The 15,465-nt window shown below is 72.2% G+C and carries 16 protein-coding genes and 1 tRNA gene; 7 read left to right on the top strand and 10 right to left on the bottom strand.

What is annotated here, in order from left to right:
* The first annotated feature begins 93 nt into the window (after positions 1-93).
* The 4 genes from ACA361_RS07585 to ACA361_RS07600 all read left to right on the top strand — a co-directional run bounded on the left by ACA361_RS07585 (position 94) and on the right by ACA361_RS07600 (position 2,513).
* Complete coding sequence (locus ACA361_RS07585; RefSeq protein WP_375011095.1) at positions 94-561, top strand: DUF4383 domain-containing protein; 468 nt, start codon at positions 94-96, stop codon at positions 559-561.
* Positions 562-948: 387 nt separating this feature from the next.
* Positions 949-1,740 (top strand): SDR family NAD(P)-dependent oxidoreductase, encoded by a 792-nt coding sequence (locus ACA361_RS07590; RefSeq protein ID WP_375011096.1) that lies wholly within the window; start codon positions 949-951, stop codon positions 1,738-1,740.
* A 190-nt stretch (positions 1,741-1,930) separates the two neighbouring features.
* Positions 1,931-2,089 carry a hypothetical protein gene (locus ACA361_RS07595; RefSeq protein ID WP_375011097.1) on the top strand — a complete coding sequence of 53 codons (159 nt, stop codon included), beginning with the start codon at positions 1,931-1,933 and terminating at the stop codon, positions 2,087-2,089.
* 250 nt (positions 2,090-2,339) lie between these two features.
* Entirely contained in the window at positions 2,340-2,513 is a 174-nt protein-coding gene (locus ACA361_RS07600) for a hypothetical protein (RefSeq protein ID WP_375011098.1), read from the top strand.
* 68 nt (positions 2,514-2,581) lie between these two features.
* Here the strand turns inward: ACA361_RS07600 and ACA361_RS07605 are convergent.
* Positions 2,582-2,653 (bottom strand) — tRNA-Val (locus tag ACA361_RS07605).
* A 75-nt stretch (positions 2,654-2,728) separates the two neighbouring features.
* Positions 2,729-3,103: a PGPGW domain-containing protein gene (locus ACA361_RS07610; RefSeq protein ID WP_375011099.1), complete on the bottom strand. Its 375-nt coding sequence runs from the start codon at positions 3,101-3,103 to the stop codon at positions 2,729-2,731.
* Positions 3,104-3,472: 369 nt separating this feature from the next.
* Between ACA361_RS07610 and ACA361_RS07615 the strand changes: the two genes are divergently transcribed.
* Positions 3,473-3,889 (top strand): SsgA family sporulation/cell division regulator, encoded by a 417-nt coding sequence (locus ACA361_RS07615; RefSeq protein WP_375011100.1) that lies wholly within the window; start codon positions 3,473-3,475, stop codon positions 3,887-3,889.
* Here ACA361_RS07615 and sthA read toward each other — a convergent pair.
* Positions 3,886-5,289, bottom strand: coding sequence for a Si-specific NAD(P)(+) transhydrogenase (gene sthA, locus ACA361_RS07620; RefSeq protein ID WP_375011101.1), 1,404 nt, complete (start codon positions 5,287-5,289; stop codon positions 3,886-3,888). The two genes, ACA361_RS07615 and sthA, sit on opposite strands and share 4 nt — an antisense overlap.
* 31 nt (positions 5,290-5,320) lie before the next feature.
* Positions 5,321-5,938, bottom strand: coding sequence for a TetR/AcrR family transcriptional regulator (locus ACA361_RS07625; protein WP_375011102.1), 618 nt, complete (start codon positions 5,936-5,938; stop codon positions 5,321-5,323).
* Between the two features lie 100 nt (positions 5,939-6,038).
* On the opposite strand from ACA361_RS07625, the gene ACA361_RS07630 reads away from it, so the two are divergent.
* The gene (locus ACA361_RS07630; RefSeq protein WP_375011103.1) at positions 6,039-6,782 is read left to right on the top strand and encodes an SDR family oxidoreductase; all 744 of its coding nucleotides are present in this window, start codon (positions 6,039-6,041) and stop codon (positions 6,780-6,782) included.
* Positions 6,783-6,785: 3 nt separating this feature from the next.
* Positions 6,786-7,103, top strand: a complete 318-nt coding sequence (locus tag ACA361_RS07635) for a DMT family transporter (RefSeq protein WP_375011104.1) — start codon at positions 6,786-6,788, stop codon at positions 7,101-7,103.
* Here ACA361_RS07635 and ACA361_RS07640 read toward each other — a convergent pair.
* The 6 genes from ACA361_RS07640 to ACA361_RS07665 are packed head-to-tail and all read right to left on the bottom strand — an operon-like array spanning position 7,100 to position 15,418.
* Entirely contained in the window at positions 7,100-9,898 is a 2,799-nt protein-coding gene (locus ACA361_RS07640; protein ID WP_375011105.1) for an alpha-mannosidase, read from the bottom strand. The two genes, ACA361_RS07635 and ACA361_RS07640, sit on opposite strands and share 4 nt — an antisense overlap.
* Positions 9,889-11,148: a CehA/McbA family metallohydrolase gene (locus tag ACA361_RS07645; protein WP_375011106.1), complete on the bottom strand. Its 1,260-nt coding sequence runs from the start codon at positions 11,146-11,148 to the stop codon at positions 9,889-9,891. The genes ACA361_RS07640 and ACA361_RS07645 overlap by 10 nt, the downstream gene beginning before the upstream one ends.
* Entirely contained in the window at positions 11,145-12,275 is a 1,131-nt protein-coding gene (locus tag ACA361_RS07650) for an ABC transporter ATP-binding protein (protein WP_375011107.1), read from the bottom strand. The genes ACA361_RS07645 and ACA361_RS07650 overlap by 4 nt, the downstream gene beginning before the upstream one ends.
* Positions 12,275-13,099: a carbohydrate ABC transporter permease gene (locus ACA361_RS07655; protein ID WP_375011108.1), complete on the bottom strand. Its 825-nt coding sequence runs from the start codon at positions 13,097-13,099 to the stop codon at positions 12,275-12,277. The genes ACA361_RS07650 and ACA361_RS07655 overlap by 1 nt, the downstream gene beginning before the upstream one ends.
* Entirely contained in the window at positions 13,096-14,037 is a 942-nt protein-coding gene (locus ACA361_RS07660) for a carbohydrate ABC transporter permease (RefSeq protein WP_375011109.1), read from the bottom strand. The genes ACA361_RS07655 and ACA361_RS07660 overlap by 4 nt, the downstream gene beginning before the upstream one ends.
* Positions 14,009-15,418 (bottom strand): extracellular solute-binding protein, encoded by a 1,410-nt coding sequence (locus ACA361_RS07665; RefSeq protein ID WP_375011110.1) that lies wholly within the window; start codon positions 15,416-15,418, stop codon positions 14,009-14,011. Before ACA361_RS07665 ends, ACA361_RS07660 begins: the two co-directional genes overlap by 29 nt.
* Between the last annotated feature and the right edge of the window lie 47 nt (positions 15,419-15,465).

Raw genomic sequence — 15,465 nt, forward strand, 5'->3', positions numbered from 1 at the left:
CTCCAAGCTCGTGTAGTCCTCACCGACACGGGTACAGCGGGAGCACCTCGCCGCCGCCACCGTGGCGGCGGCCACGGCAACGCGGGAGCAGCCATGTCCGCACGATCACGCACCGGCCTCGGCCGTACGGCCGGGACCGCCCGTACCCCGGTCCAGCTGACCGCTCTGGTGGTCGGCGCCGTGTTCCTGCTGGTCGCCGTCCTGGGGTTCATCCCGGGCATCACCACCGGCTACGACACCCTGCAGTTCGCCGGGCACGAGTCGGAGGCCAAGCTTCTCGGCCTGTTCCAGGTGTCGATCCTGCACAACCTCGTCCACGGACTCTTCGGGATCGCCGGCCTCCTGCTCGCCCGCACGGTGGCCGGCGCCCGCGGCTTCCTCGTCGGCGGCGGCATCGTCTACCTGCTGCTGTGGCTGTACGGACTGCTCGTCGACCACCACAGCAGCGCCAACTTCGTCCCGCTCAACACCGCCGACAACTGGCTCCACCTCGGCCTGGGCGCCGGCATGATCGCCCTCGGGCTGCTCGCCCCTCCCCGGCCCCGCAGCACCCGAACCTGACACCACGGCGCAGGCCAGGACCGAGCCTTCCATGACCTGCGGGGCCCGCCGGCCGGGCTGCAGACCCGGCCGGCGGGCGATCCTGGCGTCAGCTCCGGCAGGTTCTGCACGCGGCGCTGCAGGATGCCGAACGGCTCGGTGACATCGTCACCCCGCTGGTCGTAGGACACGGCGAGCGATGCGCAGAAGCACCAATGCCGACGAAGCACCCCGCCCACTGCGCCAGATGCCATGGCTCCTGAAGCTCACACGTTTGTAGCCAGGAGGATGGGCACGAGGTCTGTGCAAGACCAGTGGCTCCGGTCATCGCCGGGCTGGCATCCCGTGCGGGGGAAGGTGAGTGGTCGAATGGCCGATGCCCTCGGCCCAGGTGATGAGGTACGGCCCATGGCCGTGGTGACCGGTGCGTCCAGCGGCATCGGCCGCGAACTGGCGGCCGAGTTCGCCCGTAAGGGGTTCGACGTGGTCATGGCGGCCGAGGACGCCGCCGTTGACCGCGTCGCACGCGCGATCAGCGGCGAGACCGTCGGCACCGCCAAGCCGGTACAGGCCGACTTGGCGACCGCCCCAGGCGTGGATGCGCTGTACGCGGCGGTCCAGGCACTCCGCCGCCCGGTGGACGCGCTGGCGATCAACGCCGGTGTCGGCGTTTCCGGCGACTTCGACCGTTCCACCGACCTGGAAGACGAACTCCGGCTGATCGACCTGAACGTGCGCTCGGCGGTCCACCTGGCCAAGCGGATACTGCCCGCCATGATCGAGCGTGGCCGGGGCCGGATCCTGTTCACCTCTTCAATCGCCGCCACCGGCCCCGGCCCGTACCAAGCCACCTATGCCGCCTCCAAGGCATTCCTGTTCTCCTTCTCCGAAGCGCTGAGGCATGAGCTGCGTGGAACGGGCGTGACCGTCACCGCACTGCTGCCCGGCCCCACCGACACCGGGTTCTTCGAACGGGCCGGCTTGGAGAACACCCGGCTAGGCCAGATGAAGAGCAAGGACGACCCCGCCGACGTCGCTCGGCAGGGCTTCGATGCGCTCATGGCCGGCAAGGATCACGTGGTCACGGGCTCGATCCGGAACAGGGTTCAGGCCGGCATCGCCAAGATCGCGCCCGAGACCACCAAAGCGAGAATGATCGGGAAACTGTCCGAGCCGCGTCCTGACACGGACCAGAGCTGACGCGCTACTCCCACTTGTCTTCACTTCGGTGGACCGGGTCTTGACGCTTTGGGCGCCGAGCACGCCCACCGCAGTCCCGCCGACCGGCTGGTGCTGAACCTGGCCGAGGTGCCCTTCATCGACAGCGCCGGCATCGGCGTGCTGGTCAACGTGCCACACCTACGCCGCCCACCACCACAGCGCCTTGCGGGTGGCCGCCCTGCAGCCCCGCGCGATGCGGGTGTTCGACCTGCTGCAACTGGACGCCCACATCCCCGTGGCCGAGGCCCTCACCGCCATGCTGACCGAGCCCCGCACAACCTCCCCACAACAGCAGGACACCGACCCGCCCCGCAGCGCACCCACCTAACGCACGCCCGGACCCGGCCGCCCGGCGGCACCGGGCCTCTCACCGCGCGTTCGGTGAAGCACCGGCCCCGCCGTTGCCGGGGACGGCGGCGCAGACACACAGGAAGCGGTCCACCCCGATGCGCCTCAGCGCCGCTGCCAGCCGGACCGGCGGCGCCACCAGCACCAGCTTCCCCGCCGGCGGCCGCGGCCCGCTTCCACAACCGCACCAGCGCGTTGAGCCCCGACGGGCCGAGTGGACTCCTCGGGAGATGCGGCACAGCTTCGTGTCGCTGCTGTCGGACTCGGGGATGCCGCTGGAGGACATCTCCCGCCTGGTCGGCCATGCCGGGACGATCGTCACTGAGCAGGTCTGTCGCATGCAGCTACGGCCGGTCATGCAGGAAGGCGCGACCGCGATGGACCGGATCTTCCCCGATGGGTAGTCACCCAGTTGGTCACTCAGAAGATCAAAAAGGCCGGTTCCGTATCTGGAACCGGCCTCTGAGCTGGGTGGGCGATACTGGGTTCGAACCAGTGACCTCTTCGGTGTGAACGAAGCGCTCTCCCACTGAGCTAATCGCCCCGGCGGTCCGCCTCGCGGCGTTCCGACGTGGAAGACTCTAGCGCATTCTGGGGGGCGTTCGTGCATTGAACGTGTTCAGTTCCAGGGGGTGTAGTCCCTGACGTCCCAGGGGAGCGTGAAGTCGTAGACGACCAGGTACGCGATCACGGCGGCGCCGGCCAGGAGGCCGCCGATGATGGCGAGGATGGTGTTGCGCCGCTTGGTGCGCGGGTCGAGGGCCTTCTCCTTGGCCTTCTCGGCGGCGGCGCGGGCGCGGTGGAGCGCGCGCTGGGCCCAGGCGAACTCGGTGGCCAGGATGGCCAGGCCGACGATGATGCCCAGGATGCCGGGGCCGGGGGCGATCATCATGATCAGGCCGCCGACCAGGACCGTCGCCCCCACGGTGAAGACGCCGATGCGCCAGGTGGTGTTGAGCAGGGCGTTCCGGCGGATGTACTCGCGGAACCTCACGAAGACCCCCGGGTCCTTCGCCTCCCGAGGAGGCGAGGACTCATTTTCATGCTTAATCGCCACGGCTTTACTGTAGGCCACGAGGTGGCCGTTTCGGGCCTGGCGGCAACCAACGGGGCCGGTCCGATCGTCACATAGGACAGGGGCCCGTGTCCGGGGGCAGGGGCGGCGTGGCGTCCTGGTTGATCCGTTTTTGCCCAGGTCAGATCACCTTTTTGCGAGAGTGAGTTGGGTCACATACACGGGGGGTGACGGAATGTTCGTCCGGCCGGCGTCAGTTAGGCGTCATAGATCGCGGGGACATCCGTTGGAGGGAGAGCTCCTCGGAACGCCCGCGCGCAAGCGGGACCGACGACCGAAGGATCGAGCATGAACAGCAGCACCACCGTCTCGGCCGAGCTGGGCCTTCGTCTCGTCGTCCCCGACCGCACGACCGTCCCCCTGCTCGCCCGGGTGGAGTACACCGCGGACGACCCGTACGCCATCCGCATGGCGTTCTACGTCGGTGAGGACGAGCCGGTCGAGTGGATCTTCGCTCGGGAGCTGCTCACCGTCGGGATCGTGCGCAAGGTCGGGGACGGGGATGTGGAGGTGTGGCCATCGGGGACCGATGACGACACCTTGAACCTCGCGCTTTCCTCGCCGTTCGGCAACGCGCTCTTCGAGGCCCCCCTCACGGCGCTGGCCGAGTTCCTGCACCGGACGCACGAGCTGGTGCCGGCCGGGCGGGAGGCCGAGTACATCGACATCGACACCGAGCTGCAGAACCTCCTCTGGCAGAGCTAGCCGGTCAGGCGGGCGATGTGGCGCATCTTGTTCATCGCGTCCAGCGCCGCGACCTTGTAGGACTCGGCGAGTGTGGGGTAGTTGAAGACGGCGTTGACCAGGTAGTCGACCGTTCCGCCGCAGCCCATGACGGTCTGCCCGATGTGGACCAGTTCGGTGGCCCCCGTGCCGAAGACGTGCACCCCCAGGAGGCGGCGGTCCTCGGGTGAGACCAGGAGTTTGAGCATCCCGTAGGAGTCCCCGATGATCTGGCCGCGGGCGAGCTCGCGGTAGCGGGAGATCCCGACCTCGAACGGGATCTTGGCCTCGGTCAGCTCGTCCTCGGTACGGCCCACGAAGCTGATCTCGGGGATGGTGTAGATCCCGATCGGCTGGAGTTCGTGCAGCTCGTGGACGGGTTCGCCGCAGGCGTGGTGGGCGGCGAGCCGGCCCTGCTCCATGGACGTGGCCGCGAGCGAGGGGAAGCCGATCACGTCGCCGACGGCGTAGACGTGCGGGACCTCGGTGCGGTAGTGCTCGTCGACCTTGATCCGGCCGCGCCGGTCGGCGGCCAGGCCGGCGGCCTCCAGGCCCAGGTCGTCGGTCATGCCCTGGCGGCCCGCGGAGTACATGACGGTGTCGGCGGGGATGCGCTTGCCGCTCTCCAGGACGGTGATCGCGCCGTGCGCCATGCGTTCGACGGAGGCCACCGTCTCGCGGAACCGGAAGGTGACGGCGAGGTCGCGCAGGTGGTACTTGAGGGCCTCGACGATCTCCAGGTCACAGAAGTCGAGCATGCGCTCGCGGCGCTCGACCACCGTGACCTTGGTGCCGAGGGCGGCGAACATGGACGCGTACTCGATGCCGATCACGCCGGCGCCGACGACGACCATGGTCTCGGGGATGCTCTCCATGTTGATGATGCCGTCGGAGTCGATCACCGTGCGGTCGTCGAACTCGACGGTGTCGGGACGCGCCGGGCGCGTCCCGGTGGCGATGACGATCTTGTCGGCGGTGATCTTCTGCTCGCGGTCCTGGCCGTTGCCCACGCCGATGGCGTTGGGCTCCAGGAAGCGGCCGGTTCCGGACAGGACGGTCACCCGGTTGCGGGCGAGCTGGCTGCGGATCACGTCGACCTCGCGGCCGATCACGTGCTGGGTGCGCATCCCCAGGTCGGCGACCGTGATGTCGTCTTTGACGCGATAGCTCTGGCCGTACAGTTCGCGCTGGTTGAGGCCGGTCAGGTAGAGGACGGCCTCGCGCAGGGTCTTGGACGGGATCGTCCCGGTGTTGATGCAGACGCCGCCCATCATGGAGCGGCGGTCGACGATGGCCACCTTCCGGCCGAGCTTGGCGGCGGCGATGGCCGCCCGCTGGCCGCCGGGCCCGGAGCCGAGCACGAGAAGATCGAAATCGTTCACGCTGCCCAGTCTGACCGTGTCGGGGCGTCCGTCATAAGGCCCTGGGCGGAATCAATCCGTCGATCAGGTGGTCGAGGCCGGATTTGATCCGGTCGAGGGACATGGTGCGCCGCTGGTAGCGGAAGAGGTTGGCGGCGAACGGCGCCAGGAGGGCGTCCGCGAGGTACGCGGTGTCGGCGCCGGGCCGGATGCGTTCCAGGAGTGCCGCCAGGTGGCGCTGGTAGAGGGCGTACGAGCCTTCCCGGAAGCGCGCGTCGGGAGAGTCCATCTCCGCCATCTCCAGCAGTTCCGACTGGGCTTCCGTGCGGTCCGCGAGCGCGTGCAGGAACGCGCGGACGCGCGCGTGGGGCGCGTCGCCGGGCCCCAGCGGCGGCGGGCCCTTCAGGAACGCGGCCTGGAATTCGCGCTCGCGGTCGTCCAGGACCGCGTAGACCAGGGCCGCCCGGTCGCCGAACCGCCGGTAGACGGTGCCGACGCCGACTCCGGCCGTGCGGGCGACCTCGTCCATGGAGAGCGCCTCGACCCCGCGCGAGGCGATCAGCCCGGCCGCGGCGGCGAGGATGCGGCGGCGGTTCTCGGCCGCGTCGGCGCGCTCGGCGGGCGGGCCGGCCTGCCCGCCGGCGAGGGGCAGCTCCCGGTTCCCGCTCATGATCCCAGCGTAGCGGAGTGCTCTCCGGATTCCCGGTTGCCAAGCGGAAAACTTTCCGCTTAACGTAAGCGGAGAATTTTCCACTTAGAGGGGACAGGCCATGGGAGAGCTGGACGGCAGGACCGCGCTCGTGACCGGAGGCGGCCGCGGCATCGGGGCGGCGATCGCGGTGCGGCTGGCCCGCGAGGGCGCCGACGTGGCGATCACGTACGCGCGGGCAGCAAACCGGGCCGAGGAGGTCGTGGGCGAGATCGGGAAGGCGGGCCGGCGCGGGCTGGCGATCCGGGCCGACGCGGCCGACCCGGACGCCGTGGTGGCCGCCGTGGACCGGGCGGCCGGCGAGCTGGGCCGGCTGGACGTCCTGGTCAACAACGCCGGGATCGCCCCGTACGGCCCGCTGGAGGACGTCCGGCCGGAGGAGGTCGACCACACCCTGGCCGTGCACGTCCGGGCGGTCTTCGTGGCGTCCCAGGCCGCGGCGGCCCGGCACCTCGGCCCAGGCGGGCGGATCATCAGCATCGGCAGCTCGCTGGCCGAGCGGGTGCCGTACCCGGGGTGGACGCTGTACGCGATGAGCAAGTCGGCGCTGCTGGGCCTCACCCGCGGGCTGGCGCGCGATCTCGGCCCGCGCGGGATCACCGCGAACGTGATCCAGCCGGGATCGGTCGACACCGAGATGAACCCGGCCGACTCCCCCGAGGCCGAGCACGAGCGGGGCTTCGCCGCGCTGGGCCGGTACGGGCGGCCCGAGGAGATCGCCGCGATGGCCGCCCATCTGGCCGGGCCGGGCGGCGCCTACGTGACCGGGGCGGCGATCGCCGTCGACGGCGGATTCGGGGCCTGAGCCGTGGCATGGGTGCTGCTGGTCGCGGCCGCGCTGATGGAGCTGGTGTGGGCGACGGCGCTGAAGCAGTCGGACGGGTTCACGAAGCTGTGGCCGACGCTGATCGGGGTCCCGGTCTGCCTGCTGAGCGTGGTGGTGCTGACGGTGGCGCTGCGCGATCTCCCGGTCGGCACCGCGTACGCGGTGTGGGTGGGGCTCGGGTCGCTCGGCGTCGCGGTCACCGGGATCGCCGCGCTGGGCGAGAGCGCCTCGCCCGCGCGGCTGGCCTGCCTGGCCCTGATCCTGGCGGGGGTGATCGGATTGAAGATCGTCGAGGGTTAGCGGCGGATCCGCACCGTGGCGATCTCCCAGGGGCGCAGCGGCAGCGTCACGGTGCCGCCCGGGCCGACGCTGAGCGCCGGCCCGGGCCGTCCGCGCAGGTCGGTCCGGACGGCCTCGGTGAAGCCGCCCCGGACGAACGCGGTGGTCGGCGCGGACTGCTCGGCCACCAGCCGCACCTCCAGCCAGCCGTCCCGCTCGCGCAGGCTCGTCATCACCACGCCGGGGCCGCCCGCCTCGATGCCCGTCCGGGCGGGCGGCAGCGGCGCGGTGCGGGGGCCGTAGCCGGGCGCCGACAGCAGGTCGTGGCGGTACGCCTCGGCCGCCGCGAGCACGTCGTGGCCGGGCTCCGCCGACCGGTACGGCATGACCGCGAGGCCGGCGGTGCGCTCGCCGCGGCACTGGGCCTGCGGCGTGGCCAGCTGCGGCCCGGCCGGCTGGTCGCGGTGGGCGTTGCGGTCGCGCGACAGGTACCCGACCGAGCGCAGCAGCGTCACCGCGAGCTCGCTCCCCTGGGACGCGAGCTCGTACTCGCTGACGTGCTCCAGCAGTACGGCGAGGCCCCCGGCGGCGACGAACCCGGTGGCGGGGAAGGTCGGCACCGGCTTCTCGCCGAAACCGCCCTCCGCCGTCAGGCCCCGTTCCACGATGGCGAACTGCCCTTCCGCGAACGACGACCGCGCGGCCTCCGGCAGCGGGAAATGGAGCCGTACGCGGTGGTCGTCGCAGCGGTTGTCGAAGGTCACCCAGAGGCGCAGGAACGGCTCGCCCGCCCTCAGCTCGGCCCGCGTCGTGACGATGACCTCCTCCTCGGCCTTGGAGCGCGTCCCTTGGGCGGCGTCTCCGGCGGCGGGCCAGTGGTAGGTCCGGACGACGTCGAACGCGCCGACGAGAGGGCCCGGCCATACCGGCTCCACCTGGACGAACGCCGGGGTGTCGACGAGACGGTCGCGCCGCGGGGGCGCGTAGTTGTAGGTGTCCCCCAGGTCGCCGCCGTCCACGAGCCGGCCGAGACCTTCGAAGACCTCCCCGTGGGGCGTGCGCAGGGTGAGCGTCCCGTCCGGCCGTACCTCCACGCGGAGCAGGCCGTTGTCCAGGGCGACGGTCTCCGTCTCGGCGTGGACGGGCATGTCGAACGGGACGGCGACGTCGTCCGAGAGGCTGTCAGCGGGCCCCACCGTCGTATAGCCGAGCGGTGGTGTCTCCACCAGCGCGGCCACCGTGCAGCGCGGATCGGCCAGGATCCGTACGCGCCAGTCGCCCTCCGCCCCTCGCAGGCGCTCCTTGACGTCGGCTATGGAGAAGCGCGTGTCCGCGCGCCGCGTGACGTGGAAGGTGAGCGTGCGGTCCTCCTCCGAGACCGACCAGTCGCGGATCTCCTGCCCGAACAGCACGCGCCCGTAGACGCGTTCGAGGACGATCGGCAACTCGGACGCGGGGTGGACGGCGTCGTCCAGCACCGTCGGGGCCGTCTCCAGCGTCTGGGTCGGGATGCGGCGCCCCGCGGCGGTGCGGAGGACGGGATGGCCGCGGACGTCCACCGCGCCGGCGTCCACGGGCACGTCCAGGGTGACCAGGCCGGTGCGGGGCGCCGGACTGGGGTTGAAGATCAGGTGCCCGTCCAGCGGCACGGCGGCGGCCCGCTCGGCCGTCACCAGGTCGCACACGGCCCGGCCGAGCTGCTCGGCCTCGGCCATCCGCGCGGCGACCTGCGCGGCGGTCTCGTCGCTGCCGCAGCCGGTGACGGAGTCGTGGCAGCTGACCTCGATCAGGCGGCGCCAGGCCATGTCCAGGAAGCGCCGGGAGGCCCCGGCGTGCCACAGCGCGGCCAGCGGCTCGGCGTGCCGCTCCACGAGCCGCTCGGCGCGGCTCATCGCCTGCTTGAGGTGGACGCGCGCCGAGATGACGCCGGGCAGGATGTTCGCGCGGGCGTGCGAGCGCAGCTCGCCGCGGACGCGGGTCAGGCCGTCGGCGGAGGCGTCCTCGCGCGCGAAGTAGCCCGCGAGGGTGTCCAGCCGCATCGCCATCCCGGCCGCCGCGATCTGGTCGGCGAGGTCGGCGGCCGGCGCGGTGTGGTCGGCGCCGTACATCGCCAGTAGCGCCCCGCCCTCGGGGCGCCACGGCCGCATCCGGACGATGAACTCGGCCGCGTTCCGGTAGAGCGCCGGGTAGCGGCCGTCGTCATGCGGGGCGGCCGCCTCGAACATCCCGGCGGCGTTCCCGTACCCGCCCTCTGGCAGGTACGTGGTGCGGATGACGGAACCGTCCGGCGCCTCCCACGCGAAGGCGTGGCTGCTCACAGCGGACGGCACGCCGCGCCATAGGCAGGCGTGCTCGATCCCGGCCTGCCGCAGGATCTGCGGCATCTGCGCGCAGTGGCCGAACTGGTCGGGCAGGTAGCCGACCTCCATGGCCGCGCCCAGCTCCGCCGCCCTGCGCAGGCCCATCTCCAGGTTGCGGACGATGTTCTCCCCCGAGCAGAGGAACTCGTCGTGCAGGATCTGCCAGGGGCCCACGGCCAGCCGGCCCTCCCGCACGAGGGCCGCCAGCCGCTCGCGGTGCTCCGGCCGCACCTCCAGGTAGTCGTCCACCGCCGCCATCTGGCCGTCGAGGGTGAAGCACCAGCGCGGGTCGCGCTCCATGCGTTCGAGCACCTCGTCCAGGAGCGACACCAGGCGCAGCCGGAAGCGCTGGAACGGCAGGTACCACTCGCGGTCCCAGTGGGTGTGCGGGACGACGACGATGGGATCGGCCGCCCCGCCGGTCTCTGCGAACTCGTTGGTGCCGGTCACCCGCACAGCGCCATCACCTCGTTCTCATGGGATTCCAGGTGGTGCATTCCAGGGTCCGCCGAAGGGAACCGGACCCGTTCGCCGCGCACGACCTCGCGCCGCCCGTCCGGCCCTACGAGCACCGTGCCGCCGGCCCCCAGGGCGAACAGGTCGTCCTCCACGCGCAGCAGCAAGGGCGCGCCCTCCTGCGGTGGCGCCGCCGCGACCGCCGTACGGCCCGCCGCCAGGCCGCCGAGCACGTCGCCGTCCTCGGCCAGCACCCAGGTGGTCGGCTCGCCGAGCCGCTGCGCCTGCGCGGGGTCGTGGAAGTCGCTGCCGCCCAGCGGGACGGCGTCGGGCCGCCAGAGCCGCGCCCAGGACAGCGGCGCACCCCACCGCCGATCACACCACGACGGGTGCCAGATCTCCGCGAGCCGCGGGCGCGCGGGCGCGTCGGGACCCGCCTCGGTTCCTGCCGGGGGGCCGCCGAGCGGGTGGCGCCAGGCGCAGTCGCCGGCCAGCGGATGGTTGATCGACATCAGCTGCCCGCGCGCCGCGGCCAGCGCGGCCCACTCCGCGGCCGTACGGCGGAAGTCCACCCAGGCCGGCCGCCCCTCGCCGCCGAACACGTTGGCGTGCCCGAGGTCGGTCGTGACCTCCTGCCCGGGCAGCAGCGCGACCCCGGCGTGCGCGGCGGCCGCCGGCAGCTCGGCGTGGTGGCTCACGGTGTTGTGGTCGGTGACGGCCAGGAAGTCCAGCCCGCGCGCGGCGGCCAGGCACGCCAGCCCGGTGACGGTCAGCGTCCCGTCGCTGTGCACGGTGTGGGCGTGCAGGTCACCGGCCAGCCAGCGCATGCCGGCCGGCGCGGGCAGGTCGCTCCGGGGCCGCGGCGGCCGTTCCGGTACGGGTGGGGGCGCCGGCTCCGGCGGCGCGGCCGGCGCGGTGCCGGACGGCGTGGCGACCACCTCGTACGGGACGCCCTCCGGCGGGACGCGGTGCAGGCCCAGCCAGACGTGCCACAGGCCCGGCTCCGGCTCGCCGGGCAGGTACCCGGGCGTCGCGTGCCCGGCCGCGATCGTGAACGTCCGCCGGGCGCCGCCCGACCAGCCGCGGAAGCCGTCCGGGCCGTGGCAGCCCAGATCGACGACGCCGCCCTCGTACGACAGCTCGACGCTGAGCGCCGCGCATCCCGGCGGCAGCTCGACGGGCAGCTCGCGCAGTGGTGCCGACACCCGGTCCTCCAGGGTCCACCGTCCTCGGTGCACGACGGCCTTCATCCCGGTCGTTCCCCCATCGCCGCGCTTTCCGCCGTAGCGTCTCCGCCACCGTTCACCAGCCCGCCGTTCCTGAAGAGCAGGGCGCGGTCGGCGCGGGGACGGGCCCGGCCGCGGTCGCCCGCCGCGGGCTCGCGCCCCTCCCCCACCACCACGTGGACGAGCCCGCCCGCGGCCTCCAGGGTCACGAGCGAACTGCTACCCAGGTTCTCTACTACGGCCACCCGCCCGGTGAACGTCCCTTTGCCCGCACCGGCCGTGTCCTGGAGGAAGTCCAGGTATTCGGGGCGGATCCCGTACACGACCTCATCGCCCTCCCCGACCCTGCCGCGCGTTCCGTCCGGTAGGGGCAGGACCGTCTCGTCGCCGAGGACCGCGTGCTCGCCGCGCACGCGTCCGGGAAGCAGGTTCATGGGAGTTGAGCCGATGAAGGAGGCGACGAAGAGGCTCGCCGGCCTGCGGAACACCTCGGCCGGCGTCCCCACCTGGCGCACGCGTCCCGCCTCCATGACCGCCATGCGGTCGGCCATGGCGAGGGCCTCGGCCTGGTCGTGGGTGACGAAGACGGTCGTGACGCCGAGCTCCCGCTGGAGGCGCTTGAGGAACGTGCGCGCCTCCAGGCGCAGCCGGGCGTCGAGGTTGGACAGCGGCTCGTCCAGGAGGAAGACGCGGGGCCGCGCCGCCATCGCGCGGGCGAGCGCGACGCGCTGCTGCTGCCCTCCCGACAGCTCGCCGGGACGGCGCCGCAGCAGGCCGTCGAGCCCGAGCGAGGAGGCGACGCCCGCCGCCGCCTCGTGCCGTTCCGCCCGGCCCCGCTTCTTGATGCGGAGCGGGTAGGCGATGTTGTCGGCGACCGTCATGTGCGGGAACAGCGCGTAGTCCTGGAACACCATGCCGACGTCGCGCCGCCCGGGCGGCAGGCGCGTCACGTCGGCGCCGCCGATGTGGACGGAGCCCTGCGTGGCGTTCTCCAGGCCGGCGATCGTGCGCAGCAGCGTCGTCTTGCCGCATCCGGACGGGCCGAGGAGCGCGAAGAACTCGCCGTCCGCGACGTCCAGCGCGAGGCTGTCCAGGGCGCGCACGCCGCCGGGGTAGTCCTTGGTGAGCCCGCGCAGGGTGATGCCCGCCATCAGCGCTTGATCCCTCCGTGGAAGCGGAAGCCGTACCGGCGGCTCACGAGCAGGTACATGGCCACCACCGGCAGCGAGTACAGCAGGGAGAACGTCGAGATCAGCGGCAGGTTCGGCTGGCCGCCCTCGGTGTAGAACGTGTACATGATCACCGAGGCGGGCGCCTTGTCCGGATTGCGCAGCAGCAGGAACGGCATCAGGAAGTCGCCCCACACCTGCGCCACCGTCCACACCGTCACGGTCGCCAGGCCGGGCCGGATCACGGGCGCGACCACGTGCCGCAGGACCTGGAACGGCGAGGCGCCGAACACGCGGGCGGCCTCCTCGTACGAGGGCGGCGTGGCGTCGGTGAAGTCCTTCAGGATGAAGATCGCCGTCGGCAGCAGCCCGCCGGTCAGCACCAGGATCACCCCCAGCCGGGAGTCGATCAGGTTGAGGTTGAAGGCCAGCAGGAAGACCGGCACCATCGCGGCGGTGCCCGTGATGATCGACGACAGCAGGAGCAGCGCGTACAGCAGCGCGTCGCGCCCCGGCACCCGCACCCGGCTCAGCGCGTACGCCGCCAGCGCCGCGCTCGCCACCACCAGCGCGGCCGTCCCGGCGGCCAGCAGCACCGAGTTGCGCAGCGAGGCCAGCGCGTAGGGGTTGTCCAGCAGGACCTCGAAGTTGCGCAGCGTGAACTCCGGCAGCGACGCCGCGAGCTCCGGCTCGGCGTCGAACGGCGCGAACGCCAGCCACAGCAGTGGGAGCGAGAAGAACCCGAGCACCACCGACACGAACGTCGCCAGCCCGATCCGCCGGAGCACCTCCCCTGCGGCGCTCATCGCGCCGCCTGCTCGGCGGCGCGGCGGCGCAGCGCGCGCAGGTAGACCAGCGCGATCACCAGATTGACCAGGATCATCAGCAGCGAGACCGCGGCGCCGAAGCCGAGCCGGCCGTCGTCCAGCGCCGTCCGGTACACGTACACCGACATGATCTCCGACCGGCCGTCCGGCCCGCCCGCGGTGATCAGGAACGGCGTGAAGTCGTTGAACGTCCACAGGCTGACCAGCAGCAGGCTGGTGAGCACATGCCCGCGGATCTTCGGGAACACCGCGTCCCGCAGCGTCTGCCAGGTCGACGCCCCGGCCAGCCGCGCGGTCTCCAGATGGGACGGCGGGACGTTCCCGAGCGCCGCGCCGTACAGCATCATCGAGAACGCCGTGCCGCGCCAGATGTTGAACACGATGACGCACAGCATCGGATGGTCCAGCAGCCAGGCCGTGCCCGGCGTGCCGAGCAGGGCGTTCAGCGTGCCCGCGTCGCGGTCCAGCAGCGCCAGCCACAGGAACGCGATCACCGAGGCGGGCAGGATCCACGCCAGCAGCACCAGCGCCTCCACCAGCCGCCGGACCGGTCCGGCACGGTCGCGCATCACCCACGCGATCGCGAAGCCGAGCACGGTCTGCCCCAGGATCGCCGAGCCGAGCACGAACTGCAGCGTCAGCCACAGCGACCGGTGGAACTCCGGATCGCCGAGCGCGCTCGTGTAGTTCTCCAGGCCGACGAACCGGGGATCGCTCGCGGCGACGCCGGTCAGCCGGTAATCGGTGGTTCCGAGGTAGAGCGTCCAGAGTGCCGGGAAGACGAGGAAGACCGCGACCAGCACCACCGCCGGGGCGACGAACGCCGCCGCGCGGGCCCGGCCGAGCCCGGCGGCGTCGCCCGCCGGCGCGCGGGCCCGGCCCGGCGCCTCAGCCGGTGGAGACGTTGCCGGCGCCACCGACGATCCCCTCGACCTTCTTCCCGTACGCGGCGGCCGCCTCGGCCGGGCTCCGGCCCGACACCACGGCCGCGGTCGCCTCCTGCAGCGCCGTCGAGACCTGCGGGTAGACGGCCAGGCCGGGGCGGTACGCGGTGACCGGCAGGACCTTCTCGGAGATGAACGACAGGAACGGGTCGCCCGCCAGGATCTCCCGGTTGACGTCGGTACGGGCGGTGATCTCCGGGGTGCCGGCGGTCCGCGCCTTGTGCATCTCCGACGAGTTCATGAACGCCAGCAGCTCGAACGCCTGCTGCGGGTGGTCGGTGTTCGGGTTGAGCACGCTCACCGAGCCGCCGGACATGCTGACGTACGACTGGCCCCTGATGCCCTTCCCGGGCGCGACCGCCGGGATCAGCGCGTAGCCGACCGCCCGGTCGCGGTCCTTCATCTTCGCCACGCCCGTCTCCGGGTTGATGACGTCCCGCCAGAAGTAGTCGCCCTCGGCGAGGATGCCGATCCTTCCCGCGGCGAACTCGGCGAACGACTTGTCGCGCCCCTGCGCCTCCTGCTGGAGCCGCGGGTCGCCCAGCCCCTCGCGCCGGTAGATCGTCTCGTACAGGCCCAGGACCTGCTGGACCGCCGCCCCGCCGCCGGCCCACTTGCCGCCGGAGTAGATCTCCGTGCCGGTGCCGGCCAGGAGCGGCAGCGCGCCCTGCATCGTGGTCGCCTCGCCCATGGCCGTCCCCGCGTTCAGCTGGATGGGCGTCACCCCGGGGACCTTCTTGAGCGCGCGGCCCGCCGCCAGGATCTCCTCCCAGCTCTTCGGCTGCCAGTTCGCGGGCAGGCCCGCCCGCTCGAACAGCCGCTTGTTGTAGAACAGCACCCGGCCGTCGGTCGCGGGCGGTATCCCGTACCGCTTGCCCTCGAACGTCGCCAGCCGCTGCACCGACTGCGGGATCTGCGCCCAGCCGTCCCAGGTGTCGGCCCGCGCGCCGGCGACCGTGCCGAGCGGGCGCAGGTACCCGGCCTGCGCGAACTCCCCGACCCAGATCCCGTCCACGTCGATGACGTCGGCCCCCGACCGCGACTTCAGGTCGAGCGCGAGCTTGGTCTTGTACGGCTCGTCGTCGACGCCCTGCCCCTGGAACACCACCTTGGCGGTGACGCCCTTGGCCTTCTGCGCCGCCACGAACCGCGGGATCACCGTCCTGGTGATCCACTCGGCCTCTTCGGTGTTCTTGCCGCCCTCGATCGCGTTCCGGGTGATCGTCAGGGTGTAGCTCCTGTCACCCGCGCCCCGATCCGGATCCGCGGGGGCGTCACCGCCCCCGCAGCCGCTCGCCGCCAGCGCCAGCGCGAGCGCCGCCGGAACCCCGATCCGCCTCCGGGAGAAGTCCACGATGACCTCCTAGCGTCACCGCTAACGTGACCCAAGAAGCCGATCAG

It is taken from the genome of Actinomadura sp. 21ATH, from assembly GCF_041951345.1.
GTDB lineage: Bacteria > Actinomycetota > Actinomycetes > Streptosporangiales > Streptosporangiaceae > Spirillospora.

What these genes read in the sequence shown, in the direction of transcription:
- ACA361_RS07585 (WP_375011095.1), top strand. Translation starts at nt 94, where the DNA reads ATGTCCGCACGATCACGCACCGGCCTCGGCCGTACGGCCGGGACCGCC.
- ACA361_RS07590 (WP_375011096.1), top strand. Translation starts at nt 949, where the DNA reads ATGGCCGTGGTGACCGGTGCGTCCAGCGGCATCGGCCGCGAACTGGCG.
- ACA361_RS07600 (WP_375011098.1), top strand. Translation starts at nt 2,340, where the DNA reads ATGCGGCACAGCTTCGTGTCGCTGCTGTCGGACTCGGGGATGCCGCTG.
- ACA361_RS07615 (WP_375011100.1), top strand. Translation starts at nt 3,473, where the DNA reads ATGAACAGCAGCACCACCGTCTCGGCCGAGCTGGGCCTTCGTCTCGTC.
- ACA361_RS07625 (WP_375011102.1), bottom strand. Translation starts at nt 5,938, where the DNA reads ATGAGCGGGAACCGGGAGCTGCCCCTCGCCGGCGGGCAGGCCGGCCCG.
- ACA361_RS07630 (WP_375011103.1), top strand. Translation starts at nt 6,039, where the DNA reads ATGGGAGAGCTGGACGGCAGGACCGCGCTCGTGACCGGAGGCGGCCGC.
- ACA361_RS07645 (WP_375011106.1), bottom strand. Translation starts at nt 11,148, where the DNA reads ATGAAGGCCGTCGTGCACCGAGGACGGTGGACCCTGGAGGACCGGGTG.
- ACA361_RS07650 (WP_375011107.1), bottom strand. Translation starts at nt 12,275, where the DNA reads ATGGCGGGCATCACCCTGCGCGGGCTCACCAAGGACTACCCCGGCGGC.
- ACA361_RS07655 (WP_375011108.1), bottom strand. Translation starts at nt 13,099, where the DNA reads ATGAGCGCCGCAGGGGAGGTGCTCCGGCGGATCGGGCTGGCGACGTTC.